Annotated in this window: 20 protein-coding genes; 9 read left to right on the forward strand and 11 right to left on the reverse strand. The window is 58.9% G+C overall.

Annotated features, from left to right (window positions below; genetic code table 11):
* Positions 1–42: 42 nt before the first annotated feature.
* Genes NWQ23_RS03200 through NWQ23_RS03210 form a run of 3 tightly spaced genes read right to left on the reverse strand, consistent with a single transcriptional unit; the run spans position 43 to position 2625 of the window.
* The gene (locus NWQ23_RS03200; protein WP_306164797.1) at positions 43–984 is read right to left on the reverse strand and encodes a site-specific tyrosine recombinase XerD; all 942 of its coding nucleotides are present in this window, start codon (positions 982–984) and stop codon (positions 43–45) included.
* Complete coding sequence (locus tag NWQ23_RS03205) at positions 981–2459, reverse strand: hypothetical protein (protein WP_306164798.1); 1479 nt, start codon at positions 2457–2459, stop codon at positions 981–983. The genes NWQ23_RS03200 and NWQ23_RS03205 overlap by 4 nt, the downstream gene beginning before the upstream one ends.
* A gap of 37 nt (positions 2460–2496) precedes the next feature.
* Positions 2497–2625: a hypothetical protein gene (locus tag NWQ23_RS03210; protein WP_306164824.1), complete on the reverse strand. Its 129-nt coding sequence runs from the start codon at positions 2623–2625 to the stop codon at positions 2497–2499.
* A 176-nt stretch (positions 2626–2801) separates the two neighbouring features.
* Here NWQ23_RS03210 and NWQ23_RS03215 point away from each other — a divergent pair, with 176 nt between their 5' ends.
* Entirely contained in the window at positions 2802–3362 is a 561-nt protein-coding gene (locus NWQ23_RS03215) for a shikimate kinase (protein ID WP_306164799.1), read from the forward strand.
* Positions 3359–4477, forward strand: coding sequence for a 3-dehydroquinate synthase (gene aroB / locus NWQ23_RS03220; RefSeq protein ID WP_306164800.1), 1119 nt, complete (start codon positions 3359–3361; stop codon positions 4475–4477). The genes NWQ23_RS03215 and aroB overlap by 4 nt, the downstream gene beginning before the upstream one ends.
* Positions 4478–4494: 17 nt before the next feature.
* On the opposite strand, the gene NWQ23_RS03225 is transcribed toward aroB, so the two are convergent.
* Positions 4495–4749 carry a hypothetical protein gene (locus NWQ23_RS03225; RefSeq protein ID WP_306164801.1) on the reverse strand — a complete coding sequence of 85 codons (255 nt, stop codon included), beginning with the start codon at positions 4747–4749 and terminating at the stop codon, positions 4495–4497.
* A gap of 59 nt (positions 4750–4808) precedes the next feature.
* Complete coding sequence (gene ssb / locus NWQ23_RS03230; RefSeq protein ID WP_306164821.1) at positions 4809–5330, reverse strand: single-stranded DNA-binding protein; 522 nt, start codon at positions 5328–5330, stop codon at positions 4809–4811.
* A gap of 227 nt (positions 5331–5557) precedes the next feature.
* On the opposite strand from ssb, the gene NWQ23_RS03235 reads away from it, so the two are divergent.
* On the forward strand, positions 5558–6058 hold the full coding sequence (locus NWQ23_RS03235; RefSeq protein WP_306164822.1) for a lytic transglycosylase domain-containing protein: 501 nt from the start codon (positions 5558–5560) through the stop codon (positions 6056–6058).
* Between the two features lie 59 nt (positions 6059–6117).
* On the opposite strand, the gene NWQ23_RS03240 is transcribed toward NWQ23_RS03235, so the two are convergent.
* The 6 genes from NWQ23_RS03240 to miaA all read right to left on the reverse strand — a co-directional run bounded on the left by NWQ23_RS03240 (position 6118) and on the right by miaA (position 14586).
* Complete coding sequence (locus NWQ23_RS03240; protein ID WP_306164802.1) at positions 6118–8196, reverse strand: ABC transporter ATP-binding protein; 2079 nt, start codon at positions 8194–8196, stop codon at positions 6118–6120.
* Positions 8197–8283: 87 nt separating this feature from the next.
* Positions 8284–9729, reverse strand: a complete 1446-nt coding sequence (locus NWQ23_RS03245) for an ABC transporter permease (protein ID WP_306164803.1) — start codon at positions 9727–9729, stop codon at positions 8284–8286.
* A 14-nt stretch (positions 9730–9743) separates the two neighbouring features.
* On the reverse strand, positions 9744–10790 hold the full coding sequence (locus tag NWQ23_RS03250; RefSeq protein ID WP_306164804.1) for an ABC transporter permease: 1047 nt from the start codon (positions 10788–10790) through the stop codon (positions 9744–9746).
* 120 nt (positions 10791–10910) lie between these two features.
* Entirely contained in the window at positions 10911–12569 is a 1659-nt protein-coding gene (locus NWQ23_RS03255) for an ABC transporter substrate-binding protein (RefSeq protein WP_306164805.1), read from the reverse strand.
* A 232-nt stretch (positions 12570–12801) separates the two neighbouring features.
* Positions 12802–13617 (reverse strand): AraC family transcriptional regulator, encoded by an 816-nt coding sequence (locus NWQ23_RS03260; RefSeq protein ID WP_306164806.1) that lies wholly within the window; start codon positions 13615–13617, stop codon positions 12802–12804.
* Between the two features lie 54 nt (positions 13618–13671).
* On the reverse strand, positions 13672–14586 hold the full coding sequence (miaA, locus tag NWQ23_RS03265; protein WP_306164807.1) for a tRNA (adenosine(37)-N6)-dimethylallyltransferase MiaA: 915 nt from the start codon (positions 14584–14586) through the stop codon (positions 13672–13674).
* 91 nt (positions 14587–14677) lie between these two features.
* Here miaA and pyrH point away from each other — a divergent pair, with 91 nt between their 5' ends.
* The 6 genes from pyrH (at position 14678) to rseP (ending at position 20231) form a co-directional block, all read left to right on the forward strand.
* Entirely contained in the window at positions 14678–15403 is a 726-nt protein-coding gene (pyrH, locus tag NWQ23_RS03270) for a UMP kinase (RefSeq protein WP_306164808.1), read from the forward strand.
* 198 nt (positions 15404–15601) lie between these two features.
* On the forward strand, positions 15602–16165 hold the full coding sequence (frr, locus tag NWQ23_RS03275; RefSeq protein ID WP_306164809.1) for a ribosome recycling factor: 564 nt from the start codon (positions 15602–15604) through the stop codon (positions 16163–16165).
* 30 nt (positions 16166–16195) lie between these two features.
* Positions 16196–16921: a polyprenyl diphosphate synthase gene (uppS, locus tag NWQ23_RS03280; RefSeq protein ID WP_306164810.1), complete on the forward strand. Its 726-nt coding sequence runs from the start codon at positions 16196–16198 to the stop codon at positions 16919–16921.
* A 1-nt stretch (position 16922) separates the two neighbouring features.
* The gene (locus tag NWQ23_RS03285; protein WP_306164811.1) at positions 16923–17726 is read left to right on the forward strand and encodes a phosphatidate cytidylyltransferase; all 804 of its coding nucleotides are present in this window, start codon (positions 16923–16925) and stop codon (positions 17724–17726) included.
* Entirely contained in the window at positions 17723–18892 is a 1170-nt protein-coding gene (dxr, locus tag NWQ23_RS03290) for a 1-deoxy-D-xylulose-5-phosphate reductoisomerase (protein WP_306164812.1), read from the forward strand. Before NWQ23_RS03285 ends, dxr begins: the two co-directional genes overlap by 4 nt.
* Positions 18893–18896: 4 nt before the next feature.
* Entirely contained in the window at positions 18897–20231 is a 1335-nt protein-coding gene (gene rseP, locus NWQ23_RS03295; RefSeq protein ID WP_372340103.1) for an RIP metalloprotease RseP, read from the forward strand.
* Positions 20232–20307: the final 76 nt, after the last annotated feature.

Genomic DNA, 20307 nt, shown 5'->3' on the forward strand with positions numbered 1-20307 from the left:
CAAGAAAAATCATCAGTGTTATGGGGTGTCTTGCGCGCGGCTTCAAGCCTTGCTCGCTTTGGCAAGCGGATGGTGCTCCAGTACCAGCTCTTTCAGGCGGGCGTCCAGCACATGGGTGTAGATTTCCGTTGTGGCCACATCGGCGTGCCCCAGCATGGTTTGGATTGACCGCAGATCGGCACCGCCGGCCAGCAAATGGGTCGCAAAGGCGTGGCGCAAGGTGTGCGGCGTGACCTTGGCTGGCGATACGCCGCCCGCCACGGCGAATTCCTTGATCAACCCAAAGAACCGGTGCCGGGTCAGGTGGCCGGACGTGCCGCGCGACGGAAAAAGGAACTTCGATGCAGGTTTGCCGTTCTGGCGCGCCTCTTCTTCGGCTGTGTCGCGGGCCTTGAGGTATGCCGCCAAAGCCTCCCGCGCGGGTGGTGACAGCGGCACAAGCCGTTCCTTGCCGCCTTTGCCCCGCACCAAAAGCATGCGCGGATCGCCCCGCGCCGCAGAGACCGGCAGGCTGACCAATTCGGTGACCCGCATGCCCGTGGCATAAAGCAGTTCCATCAGACAGCCATTGCGCAGGGCTTCTCGGGGTGTGCTGCGGGCCGCCTCAAGCAGGCGGTCGACCTCGCTGATATCGAGCGTTTTGGGCAAACGCTGCGCGCGCCCCGGTCCTTTGATCTGGATCGCGGGGTTATCTGCGCGCCAGCCTTCCTCAAAGGCGAAACGGTAAAGTTGCTTGATCGCCGAAAGCCTGCGTGCGCGGGTGGATTTGGCAAGCCCCTCGGCCTCGCAACTGATCAGATAGTTTTCGATATGTTCACGGGTCGCGGTGCCGAAGTGAAGCGCCTGATCGGTCAGCCACTCTGAAAACCCTTGCAGGTCGCGTGCATAGGCCAGTTGGGTATTGGTGGCCGCGTCCAGCTCTGCGGCTTGTGCCTGCAAAAAGACCTGCACCCAGCGCGCCATAGGGTGATCGGCATGTGTCATACCGCGCGATCCAGGATCATGAATTGCAGGGCAGCCCGCCGTGCGACATCTTCCAGCCCGACCGCGCGCAAGAGCGACAGCGCATCCGTGACCGAGCGCAGATCGCCCTCTGCCCCTGCATCGAACAGGGCCAAAGCCCGCAAGAGGGCCTCGCCCAACTTGCCCGCATCCACCAAGCGTTGCAGGTCCTGCGGCGGCGGGGTGCTGTCAAAGGCTGCTTGGATCGCGGCGGCAGGAGGTGTGTTCGCGGGCATGTCTTGCGGCGTGCCACGGGCGATAGCGATCAGGAAAGGATCAAATCCGGCGTCGGCCTGCGCTGCCGCGATTGCAACAGCCTCGTAGTCCGGTGACAGCAACCCAACCTCGAAGGCTATCAGGGCGGCAGCACCGGACAGCGGCAATTCCTGTAATGCCGCGCCATAAAGCTTGGCAAATTGCACCTCGGCGCGGGCTTGCTCCATCGCGGCCCAGGCCGCTGGCAAGGTCCGCGATACGCTCAGAGGGTCGCGCGCCGCCATTGCGACATCAAACCGCTGGATCGCCTCTGCGCGGTCCCAGACACCGCCGGATGCCGCAGGTGTGCGGGCCGTATAGAATTTCAGCAGGACGTTTTCGGAAATGGCACCATGGCGGGCCAGTCGCTCTGCCGCGTCCAGTTGCGATTTCCACGCGGTCGTGCCGCGCAGATCGGCATGGGAAAAGGCAAGCGGCAGATTGGCTGTGATCAAAGGCTCGCCAATCGCCTCGTGCATCCGGAACGTCAGCGGGCTGACCCGGGCAGGCGGCGGCAACGGCGGTTCACCCTCGAAAAGTTCCGGATCAAGAAAGCGGGTCAGCAGCGCCTCTTCTTGCGCACTGATATCGCCCAAAACACGGTGCGTATTGAGCGTGAGCGCGGCTGTGGGCCAGTCACCGTTGCGCGCAAGACAAAAGATACGCGCAGGGTAGGTGGGGGCGATAGAAGGCATATCACCCATGGCTTCGCAGGCATCGTCTTCGGTGCCGGTCAACAAGGCCACATCAAACCAGCGCCGGAAAAGCGGCGGCGTGTCAGGCTCTGCCTGTTCGATCAGGGATTGCGCGGCCTCCAGCGCCCCAAGGTCAAGCAGTTTGTCGACACGTGCCAGAAACAGCGCGCCATCAGGCCCCGCACCCAAGGGTGGATTTGCTTCGGCCAGCATCAGCACTTTGAGGAAATCCTGCAAGGCAGGCACTGTATCAATCCGTTCGGCGCGGACCAGATCAACCAGCACGGATTCTTCGCTGGCCGACCAGATCGTACTGGGCAGACCTGTCACATCAGCGGGCAAAAGACCGATCGGGTCTTTGGACAGGCCGCCCAAAGTCGTGACCGTGACAGAGGGGGATTCGGCATTGCCAGTGACGGGGGGCTCGAACAAGGGGGCGTTCTCCACGCTGCGCGACAGCCACTCGATGGCCGAAAGCGGCTCGTTCGAGGGGGCTTGCGCCTGCAAACCCGTGCCCGACAGGCAAAGAGCGGCCGCTAAGGCCCTAGTTTGTTTCAAGCGTAACAGGGCGTGTAACCTCTGTGGTCGGGGCTGCAAAATCAGCCGGGAAGAACAGGGGGCCGATATAGGCATAGGCCACAAGACCCACCCCCGCGAAAATTATCAAAAACAAGAGCGCCTTAATCAATCGCCACATAGCTTGCCCCAATGCGTATAATCTGCCTCGATTTGTGGATTCAATCCCACTTCTTGAAGGCTTTATATATGGCCTTTCGCGCAAGATCACGGCATTCATTCATTAAATTTCATCTTCGGCACCCATTGGCCGAAAAGAGAGGCGTCAAATCCATGGCCGAAGGGCAAAACTATCGACTGCAAAAGACCGTCGTGCTGGTCGGCATGATGGGCTCTGGCAAGACTGCGATCGGGCGGTCTTTGGCGGCGCGGCTGGATGTGCCCTTTGTCGATAGTGACGCAGCCATCGAAGAAGCCGCCGCCGCCACGATTGCCGAGATCTTCGAACGCGACGGCGAGGCATTCTTTCGCAAGCGGGAAGCCGAGGTTCTGCGCCGCTTGCTCTCTGGTCCGCCGGGGATCGTGTCGACGGGCGGGGGGGCGTTTCTGGCTGATGAAAATCGCGAAGCCATTGCCGAAATGGGGGTGGCTGTCTGGCTCGATGCCGACCTTGGGACATTGTGGGAAAGGGTCCGGCACAAGGACACGCGGCCCTTGCTGCGCACCCCGGACCCCAAGGCGACGCTTGCCGCGATATTTGAAGCGCGCACGCCCGTCTATCGCCTTGCAGGTCTGCGTATCGGTGTCGATGAACATGCCAGCATAGAGCAAACCACGCAGTCTGTGATCGACATGCTGCAAACCCGTCCCGACATTCTGGAGACTTTCGCATGACCGCCACAGTCCATGTTGATCTGCCCGGCCGCGCCTATGACATCATCATCGGCCCCGGTGTGCTGGATCAGGCCGGTGCGCGGATTGCGGCGATGGGTGGCCGTCGGCATATCTGTATTCTGACCGACGAGACCGTCGCAGGGTTGCACCTTGCGTCCTTGCAGGCATCGCTGGCCGCAGCGGGCCTGACATCGCAGGCGCTCGCCTTGCCGCCGGGCGAAGGCACAAAATGCTGGGCGCAACTGGAACGGTCTGTGGAATGGCTGCTGGCCCAAAAGGTCGAGCGCGGTGACATCGTCGTGGCCTTCGGCGGAGGTGTGATCGGTGATCTGGCTGGCTTTGCGGCCGCGATCCTGCGCCGTGGCGTGCGCTTTGTGCAAATTCCTTCGTCTCTCCTGGCGCAGGTCGACAGTTCTGTGGGCGGCAAGACCGGGATAAATTCACCGATCGGCAAGAACCTGATCGGGGCCTTTCACCAGCCCAGCCTTGTGCTGGCTGATACCGCGCTTCTGGGCACGCTGACATCGCGGGATTTTCTTGCGGGCTACGGCGAGGTTGTCAAATACGGGCTGCTGGGTGACGCGGCCTTCTTTGACTGGCTGGAGGCCGAAGGCCCCGCCTTGGCGCGCGGTGATATGGCGGCAAGAGTGCGGGCGGTGACCCGGTCCTGCCAGATGAAAGCGGACATCGTGCAGCGCGACGAAACCGAACAGGGGGACCGCGCGCTTTTGAACCTTGGCCATACCTTCTGCCACGCGCTAGAGGCGGCAACCGGCTATTCGGATCGGCTGTTGCATGGCGAAGGGGTGGCGATTGGCTGTGCGCTTGCCTTTGAGCTTTCCGCACGTCTTGGCCTGTGCAGTCAGGAAGATCCCAGCCGCGTGCGCGCGCATCTGCGTGATATGGGCATGAAGGTCGATATTGCCGATATCGGCGGTGATTTGCCCGATGCCGCAGGGCTGCTGGCACTGATGGGGCAGGACAAGAAGGTCGTGGACGGCAAGCTGCGTTTCATTCTGGCGCGCGGGATCGGTGATGCTTTCATCACCTCCGATGTGCCGCGCGAGGCAGTGCTGGGTGTGCTACAAGACGCATTGGACCAGACGCGGCGCTAAACGGCAAATACCTGCGCTTAGTCGTCGCCTGACAGGCTGATCCCGTGTTTCTTGGCAAACCAGAGAAACAGGGGCACCTCCATCAGCATGATGGTGACGATTGTGAAGACGGCCCAATTCACCTCGAACAGGATCATGTTAAAGGGCACGCCTGAACCCCAGAACAGCGCGCCTGCCACGGTGAGCGCCAAGGCCGACAAGGCCAGATCGACCGCAAGCATCCGGTTGAGGGTCTTGTGCTGCAAACCGGGATAAATGCCCAGGTAAGCCACCGCAAGAATAACCCCATTAAGAATGAGTATCTGAATCTCGGGCGCGAATTGCATGGATCTTAGAACGGGATTTCATCATCCATATCGCCACCGCCGCCGCCGGAGGATGAACCGCCGCCGTAGCCGCCGCTGTTTCCACCGTCGTTGCCACCATAGCCACCGCCGCCGCCATAGTTGCCGCCACCGTTGCCGCCGCCATAGTTGCCGCCACCACCGCCGCCGCCTTCGCTGCGGCCATCCAGCATGGTCAGGTTGCCGTCAAAGCCGTTCAGCACAACCTCGGTCGAATAGCGGTCAGCGCCGGACTGGTCCTGCCATTTGCGGGTTTGCAGCTTGCCTTCGATATAAACTTTCGAGCCTTTTTTCAGGTATTGCTCGGCAATCCGCACCAGCCCTTCCTGAAAGATCGCGACTGTGTGCCATTCGGTTTTTTCCCGACGCTCGCCGGTGTTTTTGTCTTTCCATGTCTCGGAGGTGGCGATGCGCAGGTTACAGACCTTGCCGCCGTTCTGGAAGTTGCGCACCTCGGGGTCAGCCCCCAGATTGCCGATAAGGATGACTTTGTTCACTGATCCGGCCATTGTGGCACCTCCGACGATTCTGCTTTGCGCTTTTGTGACAGACACGGGATGCCGCAACAAGGTTAACGACTGATTGAGAAAGGATGGGATTGGCGGATGACGGCAAAAAGACTAGGTATGACGTCATCAAGAGGACCGGAGCCCTGCCAGTGACCCGAATACGCGCCATCTGTTGTCTGACCGTCCTGCTGGCGCAACCTCTTGCGGCGCAAGAGCAGGTCTCGACCATGTCGCGGTCGGGTCTGTTGCAAAGCCAGACCAAAATTCTGGACGGACGTGCGGCCCAACAATACGAAAATTCGGTCCGGCTGTTGCCGCCACGCGCGGAAGGCTTTGCCATGCTGCCTGCGTATCAGGGCAGTTATCGCGGGCCGTTTCTGGCGTTGGCACAAGGGGCGGCGACCCGGCACGGGGTGCCTGTGGATCTGTTCTTGCGGCTGATCGAACAAGAGAGCGGCTGGAATGCGCAGGCTGTGTCGGTCAAGGGGGCCTTGGGTTTGGCGCAACTGATGCCGCAGACAGCGCGGGAATTGCGGGTAGACCCCACCGATCCGGTCCAGAACCTTGATGGAGGCGCGCGATACCTGCGCGCGCAATTCGAGACCTTCGGCGATTGGCGGCTGGCCCTGGCCGCCTATAACGCAGGACCGGGTGCAGTCCTGCGGCATCAGGGCGTGCCACCCTATGCCGAGACCCAAAACTACGTTCAGGTCATATTTGGCAGGTGACGATCTTCTTGGCGAAGATCGCCATGCCTCCGGCGGGGATATTTAAGCTCGAAAGAAGGTTATTCCGCCGCAATCTGAATGACAGGTTCCATATCCGCGAAATCATCATCGCTGAGATGGCATTTGACCTGATGCCCTTCTGCAAGGAAGCGCACAGGTGGCACCTCTTTTTCGCAAAGCCCGCCCGGCACCTTGGATTTCCACCCGCAGCGGGTCTGGAAAGGGCAGCCTGACGGCGGGTTCATCGCCGAGGGAATATCCCCTTCCAGCACGATGTGCTTTTTCTTGACCTTGGTGTCGGCGATGGGCACCGCTGACAGCAGCGCCTCTGTATAAGGGTGGTAGGGCGGCGAGAAAACCTGATCGGTCGTGCCCAGTTCCACCACATGCCCCAGATACATCACCATCACGCGGTCCGACAGGTAACGCACAATCGACAGATCGTGGCTGATGAACAAAAGCGTGGTTTTATGTTCGCGCTGGATTTCCATAAGCAGATCGGTCACTGCCGCCTGCACGGAGACATCCAAAGCCGAAACCGGTTCATCGGCCACCACGATCCGCGCATCCCCCGCAAAGGCCCGCGCGATCCCCACACGCTGCTTTTGTCCACCAGACAGCTGGCGCGGCATGCGGTCGGCAAAGGCGCGCGGCAGTTTCACGAGGTCCAGCAGGTCCAGCATCCGCGCACGGCGCTCGGTGTCATTGTTGCCAACGCCGAAGATTTCCAGCGCCCGCATGATCTGGCGGCCCACGGTCATCGAGGGGTTCAACGTATCAAAGGGATTCTGGAAGACCATCTGGATGTCGGCCACATTCTTGGTGGTCCGTTTTTCGATTGCGACACTGCCAATAGATTGATTGTCCAGCAAGATCTGGCCGCTTGTTGCCGTTTCCAAGCCCATCAGAACCTTGGCGAATGTGGACTTGCCGCAGCCGGATTCGCCCACGATGGCCAGCGTCTCGCTTTCGCGCGCTTCAAAGCTGAGGGTTTCATTGGCCTTGACGACTTTTGTGTCGCCGCCACCGAACAGGGCATTGGCCGCGACCTCGTAATATTTCTTGAGGTTGTCTATCTTCAGAACCACTGGTCCGATCTCGCCTTTGGCCTTCTTTGCGGCCACGACCGGCGGGGCGGCCCAATCGATTTCCTTGAACTTCAGACAGCGGGTCTGGTGGCGGTCATTGCCGGGGACGGCCTCCATCGGAATGAAACCCGCATCACAGCGCCCGGCTTCGAAATAGTCGCAGCGGGGGCCAAAGTTACACCCCTCTGGTCGCTCGTGCGGCAGGGGAAAGTTGCCCGGAATGGCGATCAGGGGCCGCGCGTTCTTGTCGGCGCCGGGCAGGGGGATCGACCGGAACAGGGCTTGGGTATAGGGGTGCTGCATCTCGTCAAAGACGTCTTCGATGCTGCCGCGTTCCACCGCTTCGCCGGAATACATCACACAAATCCGGTCGCAGGTTTCCAGCACAAGGCCGAGGTTGTGGCTGATGAAGAGCATCGACGTGCCGTATTTCTTGCCAAGGTCCTTGACCAGTTCAACGACCGCCGCTTCAACGGTCACATCAAGCGCAGTGGTCGGCTCGTCCAAGATCAGCAGCGATGGTTTGGACATGAGCGCCATCGCGATCACGATCCGCTGCTGCTGACCACCCGATAGCTGGTGGGGATAACTGTTCAGCATCCGCTTGGGATCGGGCAGTTTCACATCGGTAACGACCTCGAGCGCGCGGGCGTAAGCCTCTTTTTCGCTGACCCGTTCGTGGATCATCGGCACTTCCATCAATTGTTTGCCAATCTTCATGGCCGGGTTGAGAGAGGCCATAGGCTCTTGATAGATCATCGCAATTTGGGAACCACGGATTTCGCGCAGCTCTTCTGGCGACATCTTGTTCAGCTCGCGCCCTTTGAACTTGATCGATCCGCCCACGATGCGCCCGTTCACCCCAAGGTCCTGCATCACCCCCAGAGCAACCGTCGATTTCCCGCAACCGGATTCGCCGACAAGACCCAGCGCCTCGCCGGGCATGACCTTGGCGGAAAAGTCCATCACGGCGGGAATCTCCCGCAGTCGGGTGAAGAATGAAATGGACAGCTTGTCGATTTCAAGGATGGGTTGGGCTTCGTCGTTCATAGTGTCATTCCCATTTGTGCCGGTCTTGGTGGTTGGCATCACGTCGGATATGCGCCGGACCCCGCCTTGCGCGGGGTCCGCGCCGAACTAGTCTTTCAGGCTTTCTTCGCGCAAACCGTCAGCCAGCAGGTTGAGGCCCAGAACAAGGCTCAGCAAAGCGACAGCAGGCGGCAGGGCAGGATGTGCGAAGATCAACAACAGCTTGCGGCCCTCGTTGATCGTGGACCCCCAATCGGGACTTTCTGACGACAGCCCCAGACCGAAGAAGCCCAAGGTGCCCAGAAGGATCGTGGTATAGCCAATCCGCAGGCAGAAATCGACGATCAGCGGACCACGCGCATTGGGCAGGATTTCCCACAGCATGATGTACCACGCCCCTTCGCCACGGGTTTGGGCGGCGGCCACATAGTCCCGTGTCCGCAAGTCCAATGTGAGGCCGCGCACGATTCTGAAGACCGTTGGCGCGTTCACAAAGACCACCGATACAAAGACCACGAGGATCGAGATATCGAAAAGGTCCATCCAGGCTGGCAGGAAGTTGATGACCGTACCCGGCTGGTTGATGATCGACAGATAGAGCCAGAGCAGAACGCCCAGAACCGGGATCATGATCGCGTTGCGCTTGGACGGTTGGGTGTAATAGCGCGAGTTCAGCAGCACGCCGAAAAAGATCAGCGGGAAGACAAAGAGGAAGGCTGCCATATAGGATGGAATACCTGTCAGCACGATCTCTGGCGTGACCAGCAGGTAGAACAGCAGGATCACAGGGAACGCGAGGATCAGGTTGGCGAGGAAGGACAGGATCGTGTCCAGCTTGCCACCGTAGTAGCCCGCAGGCAGACCCAGAGTGATGCCCACCATAAAGGCAAAGATCGTGGCCAGCGGAGCGATCGAGATGACAAAGACCGATCCTGCAACCATGCGGCTGAAGATATCGCGCGCAAGGTTGTCACCGCCCAGCAGATAATGGGGAATGACGCCTTCAGTGCCCTCTGGCACAGCAACGCCGGGCAATTTGTTTTTCAAACCCGACACCTGGCTCAGGTAGTCATGGGTTGCGATCATGTCGAACATGCCGACAAAGATCGCCGTGAAGACCCAGAACATCACCAGCCCGAAACCGATCATGCCCACGGTGCTGTCAAACAGTTTGCCATAAAGCCCCAGCTTGCGCTTGTAGATGATCGAGACGGTATAAAGGCTGATCAGCGCAATCCAGACAGGCAGGAACCGTTTGGACAATTCACCGATAATGCCCGCAGCTCCGTAGGGCATGACCTGCGGGACCACGATATAGGCCACGACCACAACAAGCGTGCCCAGAAAGAGGTAGTGCACCGCAGTCTCGGTCAGGCCCAGCATACCGCCGCGTGCCTCCAGTGTTCCGTCCGGATTTGATTGCAACGTCACCGGTGCTGCAAAAAAGCTCAAGACGATCTGGGCCACGATGGCCACCGCCAGCAGGCCGGCAAGCAGCATAAAGGCGGGGTTCAGGAAGGTGCCGAGGCTTCCGGTCCATGTCAAAGCGTCCATGTCCTTGTCCTCCTTTAAGAAATACGGATGCGTGGGTTCAGGAACACATAGCCGATGTCGGAGATCAGCTGTGTCACAAGGACCACGAAAACAGAGACAACAGAAATTGCGAGAAGCATTTCGATGTCATTGTTCGAGGCTGCCCGCACCAGCTCCCAGCCAAAGCCTTGGTAGACAAAGAGGCTCTCGACAATGACGACGCCCGTAAGAAGCCACGGTATTTGCAGCATGATCACGGTAAATGGCGCAATCAATGCGTTGCGCAGCGCATGTTTGAGCACAATCTTCGGAAAGCTCACCCCTTTGAGGCGGGCGGTCCGGATGTATTGCGCGGTCATCACCTCTGCCATTGACGCGCGTGTCATGCGGGCGATGTAGCCGATGGCGTAGAGCGAAATCGTGATGACGGGCAGAAAGAAATTCTCGAAATTGGCATCAGAAACGGCGCCGCTCGCGACGCCCTTGAACCACTGCATCCCGAATGTGCCGGTCGCAAAAAACGAGATCAGGATAACGCCCGAGACATATTCTGGCGTCGCGGTCGATACGATCGCGGTTGTCGAGAGCGCGCGGTCCGTCCTTGATCCTTCGCGCATACCTGCAAGAATGCCGATAATCAGCGCGCTGGGTATCATGATGATCAAGACCCAGAACATGAGTTTTCCGGTATTGGCCAATCTGACGGGCAGAACGGATGTCACCTCGTCTTTTGCCACCGTGGAATATCCCCAGTCGCCCTGCAAAATTCCGCAAAACGTTGGCGCAGTTTCCAGCGGCTCTCCGGGAGTGCTACAGCGCGCGCGGACATCTCCATCGGTGCCTTCGATAACATAGCCCGGCAAGACGCCTAACCATTGCCCATACTTGATCGGCAGCGGTTGGGAATAACCACGGTTGGCCAGCCAAGTCACCACAGCTTCGTCCGACATGCGGGCGTTGCCTTGGGTCTTGGCAAGTTTCTCCAGGTTCGGTGCAAGGTTCGTCAGCCAGAAGACGATGAACGTCAGGCAGAGAGCCGTCAGGACCATGATCCCGAGGCGGCGTAGAATAAACAGTCCCATAAATGCCCCTGTTGGTAAGTGGCTTCGGGTCTTTGCCCGTTAGATCAGGTTGCGGCCCCGGTTTGCCGGTGATCCGCGAATATCGAAAAGGGCCGCCCCGAAAGGGACGGCCCAAAGAGCTTAGGCTGCGAAGCCGAACTCGTGCAGACGTGGCAGATAGGCGATGTTCATCTGCCCGCCCACAACGCCGGGGCGCACGTGGCGGTAAAGCGAACGCCAGTAGGGCTGCAAGGTCACGCCTTCATCGCGCATGATGGTCTGGAGTTTCGCCATCACTTCACGCCGCGCATCCGCATCGGCCAAAGAGTTGGCTTCGGCCAGAAGCGCATCGAACTCCGCATTGGCAAAGCCGGATTCGTTCCATGCTTCACCGGTCCGATAAGCCAGCGCAAGGATCTGCGTGCCCAAAGGACGGTGGTTCCAGTCAGTCGAGGAGAAAGGATACTTTGTCCAGTCGTTCCAGAACGTGCTGCCGGGAATGATGGTCCGCTTGACGTTGAAACCGGCGTCGCGCAGCTGGGCTGCAACGGCATCGGTCGAGTTTTTCCGCCAGTCGTCATCAATCGAAATGATGTCCATTTCGAAATCGGCCATGCCTGCTTCGGTCAGCAGGGCAAGCGCGCCTGCGGGATCGAACTCCATCGCAGGCACATCGGCCCATTCAGGGTGCATCGGCCCCACGTGCTGGTTGCGGGCAGGCACACCGCGGTTCGCGTTACCCAGTTCCAGGACGACAGCAGGATCGACGGCCATCGCAATGGCACGGCGCACACGCACATCCGCATAGGGCTGCATGCCATCGACTTCGGCCAATTGGTTCGGCCGGATAACAACGGTCGAGCCAGAGGCGACTTCGGATTTCTCCCAGCCCATTCCGTCAAGAATATCCACGAAATCACCAACGGTTTCATAGATGACATCGACTTCTTCGGCTGCTGCAGCAGCAACCCATGCAGATGGATCCGTACCATAGTCGATAAATTCAAAGCGGTCGATGAAGGCGCCTTTGCCAGCGGCATAGCCCCACCAGTCGTGGCCTTCGTTGCGCACCAATGTGCCGCCAACACCAACCTCAAGCGATTCCGGCAGATAGGCACCGGTGCCTTTGGGGTTTGCCAGCATGTTTTCGGCATCGAAATCCTGTGGCACGATATGTGCAGGATAGTCAGCCATACCGGCGATCAGCGAGATATCGGGAACCGGCGATTTCAGCACAACGGTGTAGTCATCCACGACGGTGATCGCGCCCTCGAGCGCTTTGTCAGTCGCAGGGTCGATCAGCGCTGCAAAACGGCCCGCCATCGAGTTCCCCTCGACGGTGCGGTCACACCAGCCAGTGATGTTGAATGCAACATCTGCCGCGGTGAACGGTGTGCCATCGTTCCATGTCACGCCTTGGCGGACATTGAGCGTGTATTCGGTTGCATCATCGCTTGCGGACCAGCTTTCAAGCAGTGCTGGCGTGAAAGAGCCGTCGTTGTTGTATTCAACCAGATACTCCAGCCAACCGGCGGCGTAGTATGAAATCTGTGGCCAGTCGAATGTCCGTGGATCCTTCAGCCCGCGGACTTCCATCTGGATCCGCATCGTTCCGCCCTGCTGCACATGACCTGCCGCCTGCGCCGGTGCCGCCGCGCCAATCAGACCATAAGCGGCCGTCGCGGTCAGACCAAGCGCCGTGGTGCGTGTCAGGAATTCACGGCGGCTGAGTTTGCCGGCCTTTTCTTCCTGCGCATACATCAGCGCCGCTGGATGGATTGATTTGTTGTCGTGCGTCATTGTTTTCTCCCTGTGACACATTTCTTTTTTGCCGGTTCGCTGTCTGTCAATGATCGCCCGCCATTGTATTTCCCAGCTTCCCGTCCGGATGCCATTCGGCACAATTTTTGGCCGAACGTCAACCGAACCTTTTGGAAACAAGATAACGAATGCGACATGAGAACGTCCCAAAAGCGACATTTCCGCTTTGTTTTTCAAAGCGCTTTGATGCCGCAATGCAGCAAAAAACCGTTTATTTACGGCCGATCCCGCCGCTGGCCCGTCGGAACTCCGAGGGTGTCTGTCCCGCTTTCTGCTGAAAGCTTCGGGTGAAGTAGGCGGGCGAGCGAAATCCCAAAGTCTGCGCGATATCCTGAACGGGGATCGGTGTGGTCCTGAGCATCATGCAGGCTTCGAAGTGAATCCGGTCATTCAAAAGCGCCAGCGCAGAGCGCCCGCATGTCTGGCGACAACACCGGGTCAGATGTGTCGGCGTCACGTTCAACGCTGCGGCGTAATCCGCAATATTGCGGTCCGACTGGAATTCTTTGGCGATCATTGTCGTAAACTGGGCAACCAGTCTGCCTGCCGCCGAGTTGCGCCGTTGATCGACTGTGGCGGGGTCGCGTCGTTTGAGTTGCCGTTCCACAAAAATGTTGAGCAGACCCAGATGGCAATGGGCAGCACGCAGGTCACCAGAGGGCTGCACCTCCTTTTCGATGGCCTCGAAGAGTGTGATCAGTTCCTTTTGCGGATCCACCTCGATAAGGCGCAGATGAAACGGTGCCGCGGGCCACACGGATGCGTCGGGCAGGGTCATCATTTGCGCAAAGACGGTCTGGCCCACCTCTATGCCATACATGGTGTCGGGCGGCAGAAAGATCAGGTTGTTGGGGCCATATCCGTTGGTCAGCCCTGCCACCGTGATGCGGCCCTGTCCTTTCGAGATATGGATCAGCCGGGCCGTTTTATGGCTCCGCATCGCTTCGGTGCGCCACCGACCTGCTTGCCCGCCATGGGAGATCGGGGTCAGTGCGAGGTCCGGCTTGGGAATGCTCATCATGGTCATCAACTTTGCCTCAATGTTGATTTTTGGCAAGTTTGCCCAGAAAGCCCTTTGGATTCAATCCGCTGCGTGATTCGCGAATCGCAGTGTTGCGAATATGTCAGGGCTGTCCGCGGCGATATGGTGCCAATCCCTGTGGCGCGCCCGGAACCATGTCCGCTGCCGCTTGGCGTATTGGCGTGATGCGATGATCGCGGCGTCGCGGGCTTGGTCCAGCGTGAAACTGCCTTGCAGGTGCTGGATCAGTTCCGGCGCACCGATGGCCTTGGACGACTGCAAAGCGGGGTCCCAATAGGGCAGCATGGCGCGCGCTTCGTCCAAAGCGCCTTGGGCCAGCATCTGATCGAACCGCGATGCGATCCGCCGGTCCAGCCAGTCTTTGGGGGCATCCAGCGTGATGCAGACAGCATCCTGTCGGGCCAAAAGCGCCGGCGGCGTGGCGTCTTGCCATGCCGCAAGGCTTTGGCCGGTGGCTTGCAGCACTTCCCACGCGCGCTGCACCCGCATCCGGTTTTGCAGGTCGATCCTGCTGGTCGTGTCGGCGTCAAGATCGGCAATCAGCGCCGCCAGATCGCGCTGGTCCCCCGCCTCTCTGATCGCTTTTGGGGTGGGGGGGATGTCAGCAAGTCCCTGGGTCAGCGCGTTGAAGTTCAGCCCGGTTCCGCCGACAATGATCGGACGCCGGGACCCCGCCAGAAAAGGGGCGACGTCGCGCAGCCAATGCCCTGCGGAATAGGCGGCATCGTAGGGGATATGCCCGTAAAGTGCGTGTTGCGCCGCTGCCAGATCCGCATCATCCGGACGCGCCGTCAGAATGCGCCACCCGTCAAAAACCTGCAGCGCATCCGCATTGACGATCACGCCGCCTTGGGCCTGCGCAATTTTGAGCGCAAGTGCGGATTTGCCCGAGGCGGTTGGCCCCGCGATCAGCACCGGTTTATCTGGGAAAATCGTGATCATCGCGTCATTCATGCAGCTGCGCTCGCATCAGGGCAAGCAGGCATTGAACCCCGCCCCGATTTCCTGCATTTTGGGGTCATCAAATAAACATACGAGGGACGCCATGAGCGAGACTGAGAAACCGGCATATAAACGTGTAATGCTCAAGATCTCGGGGGAGGCGCTGATGGGGGATACCGCATTTGGGTTGCATCCGCCGACGGTGCAGCGTGTCGCCCGCGAGGTCAAATCGGTCCATGATCTGGGTGTCGAGATTTGCATGGTCATTGGTGGCGGCAATATCTTTCGCGGGCTGCAAGGGTCTGCCCAAGGGATGGAGCGGACCACGGCCGACTATATGGGAATGCTGGCGACCGTGATGAACGCACTTGCCATGCAGTCCGCGCTGGAGGAACTGGGCATCCACACCCGCGTGATTTCCGCGATCACCATGAACGAGGTGGCAGAACCCTATATCCGCCGCCGCGCCGTGCGCCATCTGGAAAAAAAGCGGGTGTGCATCTTTGCCGCCGGAACCGGCAACCCTTATTTCACCACCGATACCGCCGCCACGCTGCGCGCCAATGAAATGGCCTGCGAGGCGATTTTCAAAGGGACCAAGGTCGATGGTGTCTATGACAAGGACCCGGTCAAACATGCGGATGCCGTCCGCTATGATGAGGTCAGCTATGACGAGGTGCTGCAAAAACATCTGGGCGTGATGGATGCCAGTGCGATTGCGCTGGCGCGGGACAATCACCTGCCGATCATCGTGTTTTCTCTTGATGAGCCGGGCGGCTTCCGTGGTATCTTGGCGGGTGAGGGGACCTACACGATTGTGAAAGACTAGGCGGAGCGGCTGCGCCGCAAGGAATTTTGTGAATGAGGGGCGCTGCCCCTCAAACACCCCGAGGTATTTTAAACAAAAGAAGCGGTTTGCACAGGAACTGCACAAAAGCGCCGCATTTGGCTGCCTATACAAAATGGACCCTTTGGCATAAACGATGAAAACGAGGGCAGAAGCCCGCCAAGGAAGAGCAAAGAAGACATGTCTGACGATTTTGAACTTGATACCGATGATCTGGCCCGCCGCATGAACGGGGCGATTGCAAATCTGCGCACGGAACTGGCGTCTTTGCGGACCGGCCGCGCCTCTGGCTCTATGCTGGAACCTGTGATGGTGGACGCCTACGGATCCATGACCCCGATCAATCAAGTGGGCACCGTCAACGTGCCAGAGCCGCGTATGGTGACAATCAACGTGTGGGACAAAGCCTTGGTTGGCAAGGTCGAAAAAGCTATTCGCGAGAGCGGCTTGGGGATCAATCCTCAACTGAATGGCACGATCATCATGTTGCCTATTCCGGAACTGAACGAAGAGCGCCGCCGCGAATTGACAAAGGTGGCAGGCCACTATGCGGAAAGCGCGCGGGTGGCTGTGCGCAACCTGCGCCGTGACGGCATGGACCAGATCAAGAAAGCCAAGGCGGATGGTCTGTCCGAGGACGACCAGAAATTCTGGGAAGCCGCCGTGCAGGAAATTACAGACGCCCATATCAAGATCGTTGATGAAACAGTCGAGACCAAACAAGCCGAAATCATGCAGGTTTGAATTCCTTCATTTGAAGAAAAGGCGGCAATCATGCCCAATGACAAAGATGCAAAGACAGCTCCGGCCCATGTCGCGATCATCATGGACGGCAACGGACGTTGGGCACAGCAAAGAGGTCGCCCGCGCCTGTTTGGCCATCACGCGGGTGCGCGACGTGTGCGCGAAATTCTTAAGGCCTGTCCCGGTTTCGGTGTCAAGTATCTGACAATCTTTGCCTTTTCGACGGAAAACTGGAAACGGACGCAAGCCGAAGTCTCTGGCCTGATGACCCTTTTTCGCAAATACCTCGAGCGGGAAGCCAACGAGCTCTTCGAGAGCGGCGTTTGCGTGCGCTTCATTGGCGACCGCATCCGGCTTGACGACAAGTTGGTAACGCTGATGGATGATCTGGAGCTGCGGACTGCGGGCAATGACCGTGTGCATCTGACTGTCGCGCTGAATTACGGTGGTCGCGACGAGGTGACCCGTGCCGCAAAGCGTCTTGCTTTCGAGATAGAGCAGGGTCGATTGACCCATAAGGACGTCGATGCGGAAACCTTGGCCCGGTTCCTTGACACGCATGTTTTGCCGGACCCTGATCTGGTGATCCGCACCAGCGGAGAGGCGCGGATTTCAAATTTCCTGCTTTGGCAGTCCGCTTATGCCGAATACGAATTTGTCGACACGCTGTGGCCAGATTTCACGGCTGCCGAATTTGCGAAGGTTCTGCACTCTTATGGCAAGCGTGATCGCCGGTTTGGCGCGATCCGAGCCTAGTATGACGGCACCCGCCCCGACACCCACGAAATGGGATGACTTGACGGTACGCCTGATTTCAAGCGCTGCAATGGTCGCCGTAGGGGCCGTCGGCGTGATTTTGGGCGGTATCTGGTTCCAGATGCTGGTCGTGTTCGTCACAGCGGTGATGGTGTGGGAATTGTGGATGATGATCCGCCCCAACGAACCCACCAAGGGGATGTTGCTGGCGGCCCTTGTGGCATCGGTGATGTCGGGGCAATTGGTCGATGGCACAGCCTGGGGCATGCTTTTGTTCCTGGTGGTGCCGGTGATCGGCGTCACGCAACTGAAAACCGAAATCAAGACCTTCTTTGTTTTTGCGCTTGGGATTCAACTTGCGGGTTGGGGTCTGGTCCATTTTCGCATGGATCATGGCTTTACATGGATTTTGTGGCTGATGTCCGTGGTCATCGTGACGGATATCTTTGGCTATTTTGCTGGAAAAGCCTTGGGCGGCCCCAAGTTCTGGCCCAAGATCAGCCCCAAGAAAACATGGAGCGGTACTGCTGCGGGATGGATCGGGGCTGCGCTTGTGGGGTATATTTTCACGCTGTTTACAGAGGCAGGTCTTTGGATTGTCGCGATCTCGGTTATTCTCAGCTTTGCGGGGCAGATGGGGGATATCGCGGAAAGCGCGCTCAAGCGGCGGATGGGGGTCAAGGATAGCTCGACCCTTATTCCCGGACATGGGGGGCTCTTTGACCGGTTTGATGCGCTTTTGGGCGCGTCGCTGTTCTTGATCGTCGTGGCCGATGTCATTGATGTGCCGGGAGTTGTCTTTTGAGGCGCATTACGTTGTTTGGTGCGACCGGATCAGTGGGCCAGAGTGCCATTGATCTGATCGCCCGTGACGATACGGCCTATGATGTTGTGGCGCTGACAGGCGGGCGCAATGTCAGACAACTGGCGGCAGATGCCCGGCGCCTGAATGCGGATCTGGCGGTCACCTGTTATCCTGAATGTTATAATGAATTGAAAGATTTGCTGGCCGGAACGCATGTTGAGGTCGCCGCCGGTCCAGAGGCCGTGGCCCAAGCTGCCGCGCGTCCCGTCGACTGGGCTCTGTCAGCGATTGTGGGGGCGGCAGGATTGGTGCCGGGGCTAGAGGCTTTGGCCCATGGCACGACCCTTGCCTTGGCCAACAAGGAATCGCTGGTCACGGCGGGGCCGCTCTTGCTGGGCCGCGCAAAGGCGCATGGGGCCACTGTCCTGCCCGTCGATAGCGAACATTCCGCCGTGTTTCAGGCACTGGTCGGTGAACATATGGCAGCGGTCGAGCGGGTCATCATCACCGCTTCGGGCGGGGCATTCCGCGATTGGCCGATCGAAAAGCTGGCAACAGCGACATTGGCCCAAGCCTCCAGTCATCCCAATTGGGATATGGGGCAGCGGATCACCATTGATAGTGCCTCTATGTTCAACAAGGCGATGGAACTAATTGAAACCAAAGAGTTCTTCAACGTGTCCCCTGACATGATCGAAGTGCTGGTCCATCGCGAAAGCCTGATTCATGCGATGGTTGGCTTTAACGACGGGGCGCTGATGGCCCATGTCGGGCCGCCGGATATGCGGCACGCCATCGGCTATGCGCTGCATTGGCCAGAGCGCAAGCATCTGCCCGTAGAGCGGCTTGATCTGGCCAAGATCGGCGCGCTGACCTTCGAGGCCCCGGATCATGCGCGCTATCCCGCCCTTGGGATTGCCAAGCGGGTGATGAATGAAGGCGGGCTTTCGGGGGCTGTATTCAATGCGGCCAAGGAACGCGCGTTGGACGGGTTTATCGCCGGAGAGATCGGATTTCTGGATATGTCACACGTTGTTGCCGCGACGTTGGACAAAATGTCATTGGACGGTGGGCTGCAAAATGCGGCAATCACCCTAGATAACGTGTTAGAGACAGACCGGCTGGCCCGTATTTACGCTGGCGAAGCCTTTAGCCAACTGGGATAGTGCTTTGGACTTGATGCAATTCTTGCCGATGTTCGGTAACTTCGCCTTTATGATCGCAGCCTTTGTGGTTGCGCTTTCGATCATCGTGGCCATCCACGAGTACGGCCATTATATCGTCGGGCGCTGGTGTGGCATTCATGCCGAGGTGTTTTCACTGGGATTTGGGCCGGTGATCTATAGCCGCGTCGACCGGCGGGGGACCAGGTGGCAGGTCGCGGCTTTGCCCTTGGGTGGCTATGTCAAGTTTCTGGGCGACGCGAATGCCGCAAGCGTCGGCAGCGACGGGCAGGTCGATGACGCCGAGATGCGCCGCACGATGTTGGGCGCGCCGCTTTGGGCGCGCACGGCGACTGTGGCGGCAGGGCCGGCTTTCAACTTTGTGCTCGCGATTGCGATCTTTGCGGGCTCGATCATGTATCAGGGGCGTTCGGTCGATCCGCTGACGTTTGGCGAGCTGCGCCCCTTGCCGCCATCTTACACAACCGACTTGCGTGCCGGAGACGTGATGCTGGCCGTTGAGGGTGTGCCTTTTGCGGATGCAGACGCCACCCGAAGCATTGCGGAGCAACTGCCTTTGCAAGAGCGGATGAGCTACACCATTCTGCGCGACGGCGATGAACTGACGGTGGAGGGGCCCTATTACTTCCCCACTGCGGTGCTCAGCGTCAGCCCGCGTTCGGCGGCTGATGATGCGGATATCAAGATCAATGACGTCATAACGGCCATTGATGGCGCACCGGTCTTTGCATTCTCGCAGGTGCAAGAGATGGTTCTTGCCGCTGATGGCGCGCCCTTGGAATTCACCGTTTGGCGGGACGGCGATACTTTGCAAAAGACGATCGCACCGCGCCGTGTCGATGTGCCGTTGCCCGAAGGAGGCTTTGAGACACGCTGGCTGATCGGGATCACCGGCACCATTTTCTTTGACGAAAAGACCGAGGCAATCGGTCCGCTGGAGGCTGTGCAACTGGGTGCCCAAGGTCTTTGGAATACCGTGACCACATCGCTTTCGGCGCTGCAGCATATCATATTTGGCCAGATCTCAACCTGTAACCTGTCCGGGCCTGTCGGGATTGCCGAAACCAGTGGTTCGATGGCCGAGCAGGGCGCGCAAAGCTTTATCTGGTTCATCGGGGCGCTTTCGGCCGCTGTCGGTTTGATCAACCTGTTTCCGATTCCTGTTCTGGACGGCGGGCATTTGGTGTTTTACGCCTACGAGGCTGTCAGCCGCCGCAAACCAAGTGATCAAGCCGTAAAGGTTTTCATGTTCGTCGGATTGGCGCTGATCTTGTCGATGATGTCTTTCACCATCTTGAATGACACGATCCTTTGCCCCTAGCGGTTTCAAGGCAGTCCACCATGAAATGACACGTTTGTCGTTTTGACATCCAAAGGCATTGGCGCTACTCCGATGG

The sequence above is a fragment of the Yoonia sp. genome (assembly GCF_030731595.1).
Lineage (GTDB): Bacteria > Pseudomonadota > Alphaproteobacteria > Rhodobacterales > Rhodobacteraceae > Yoonia.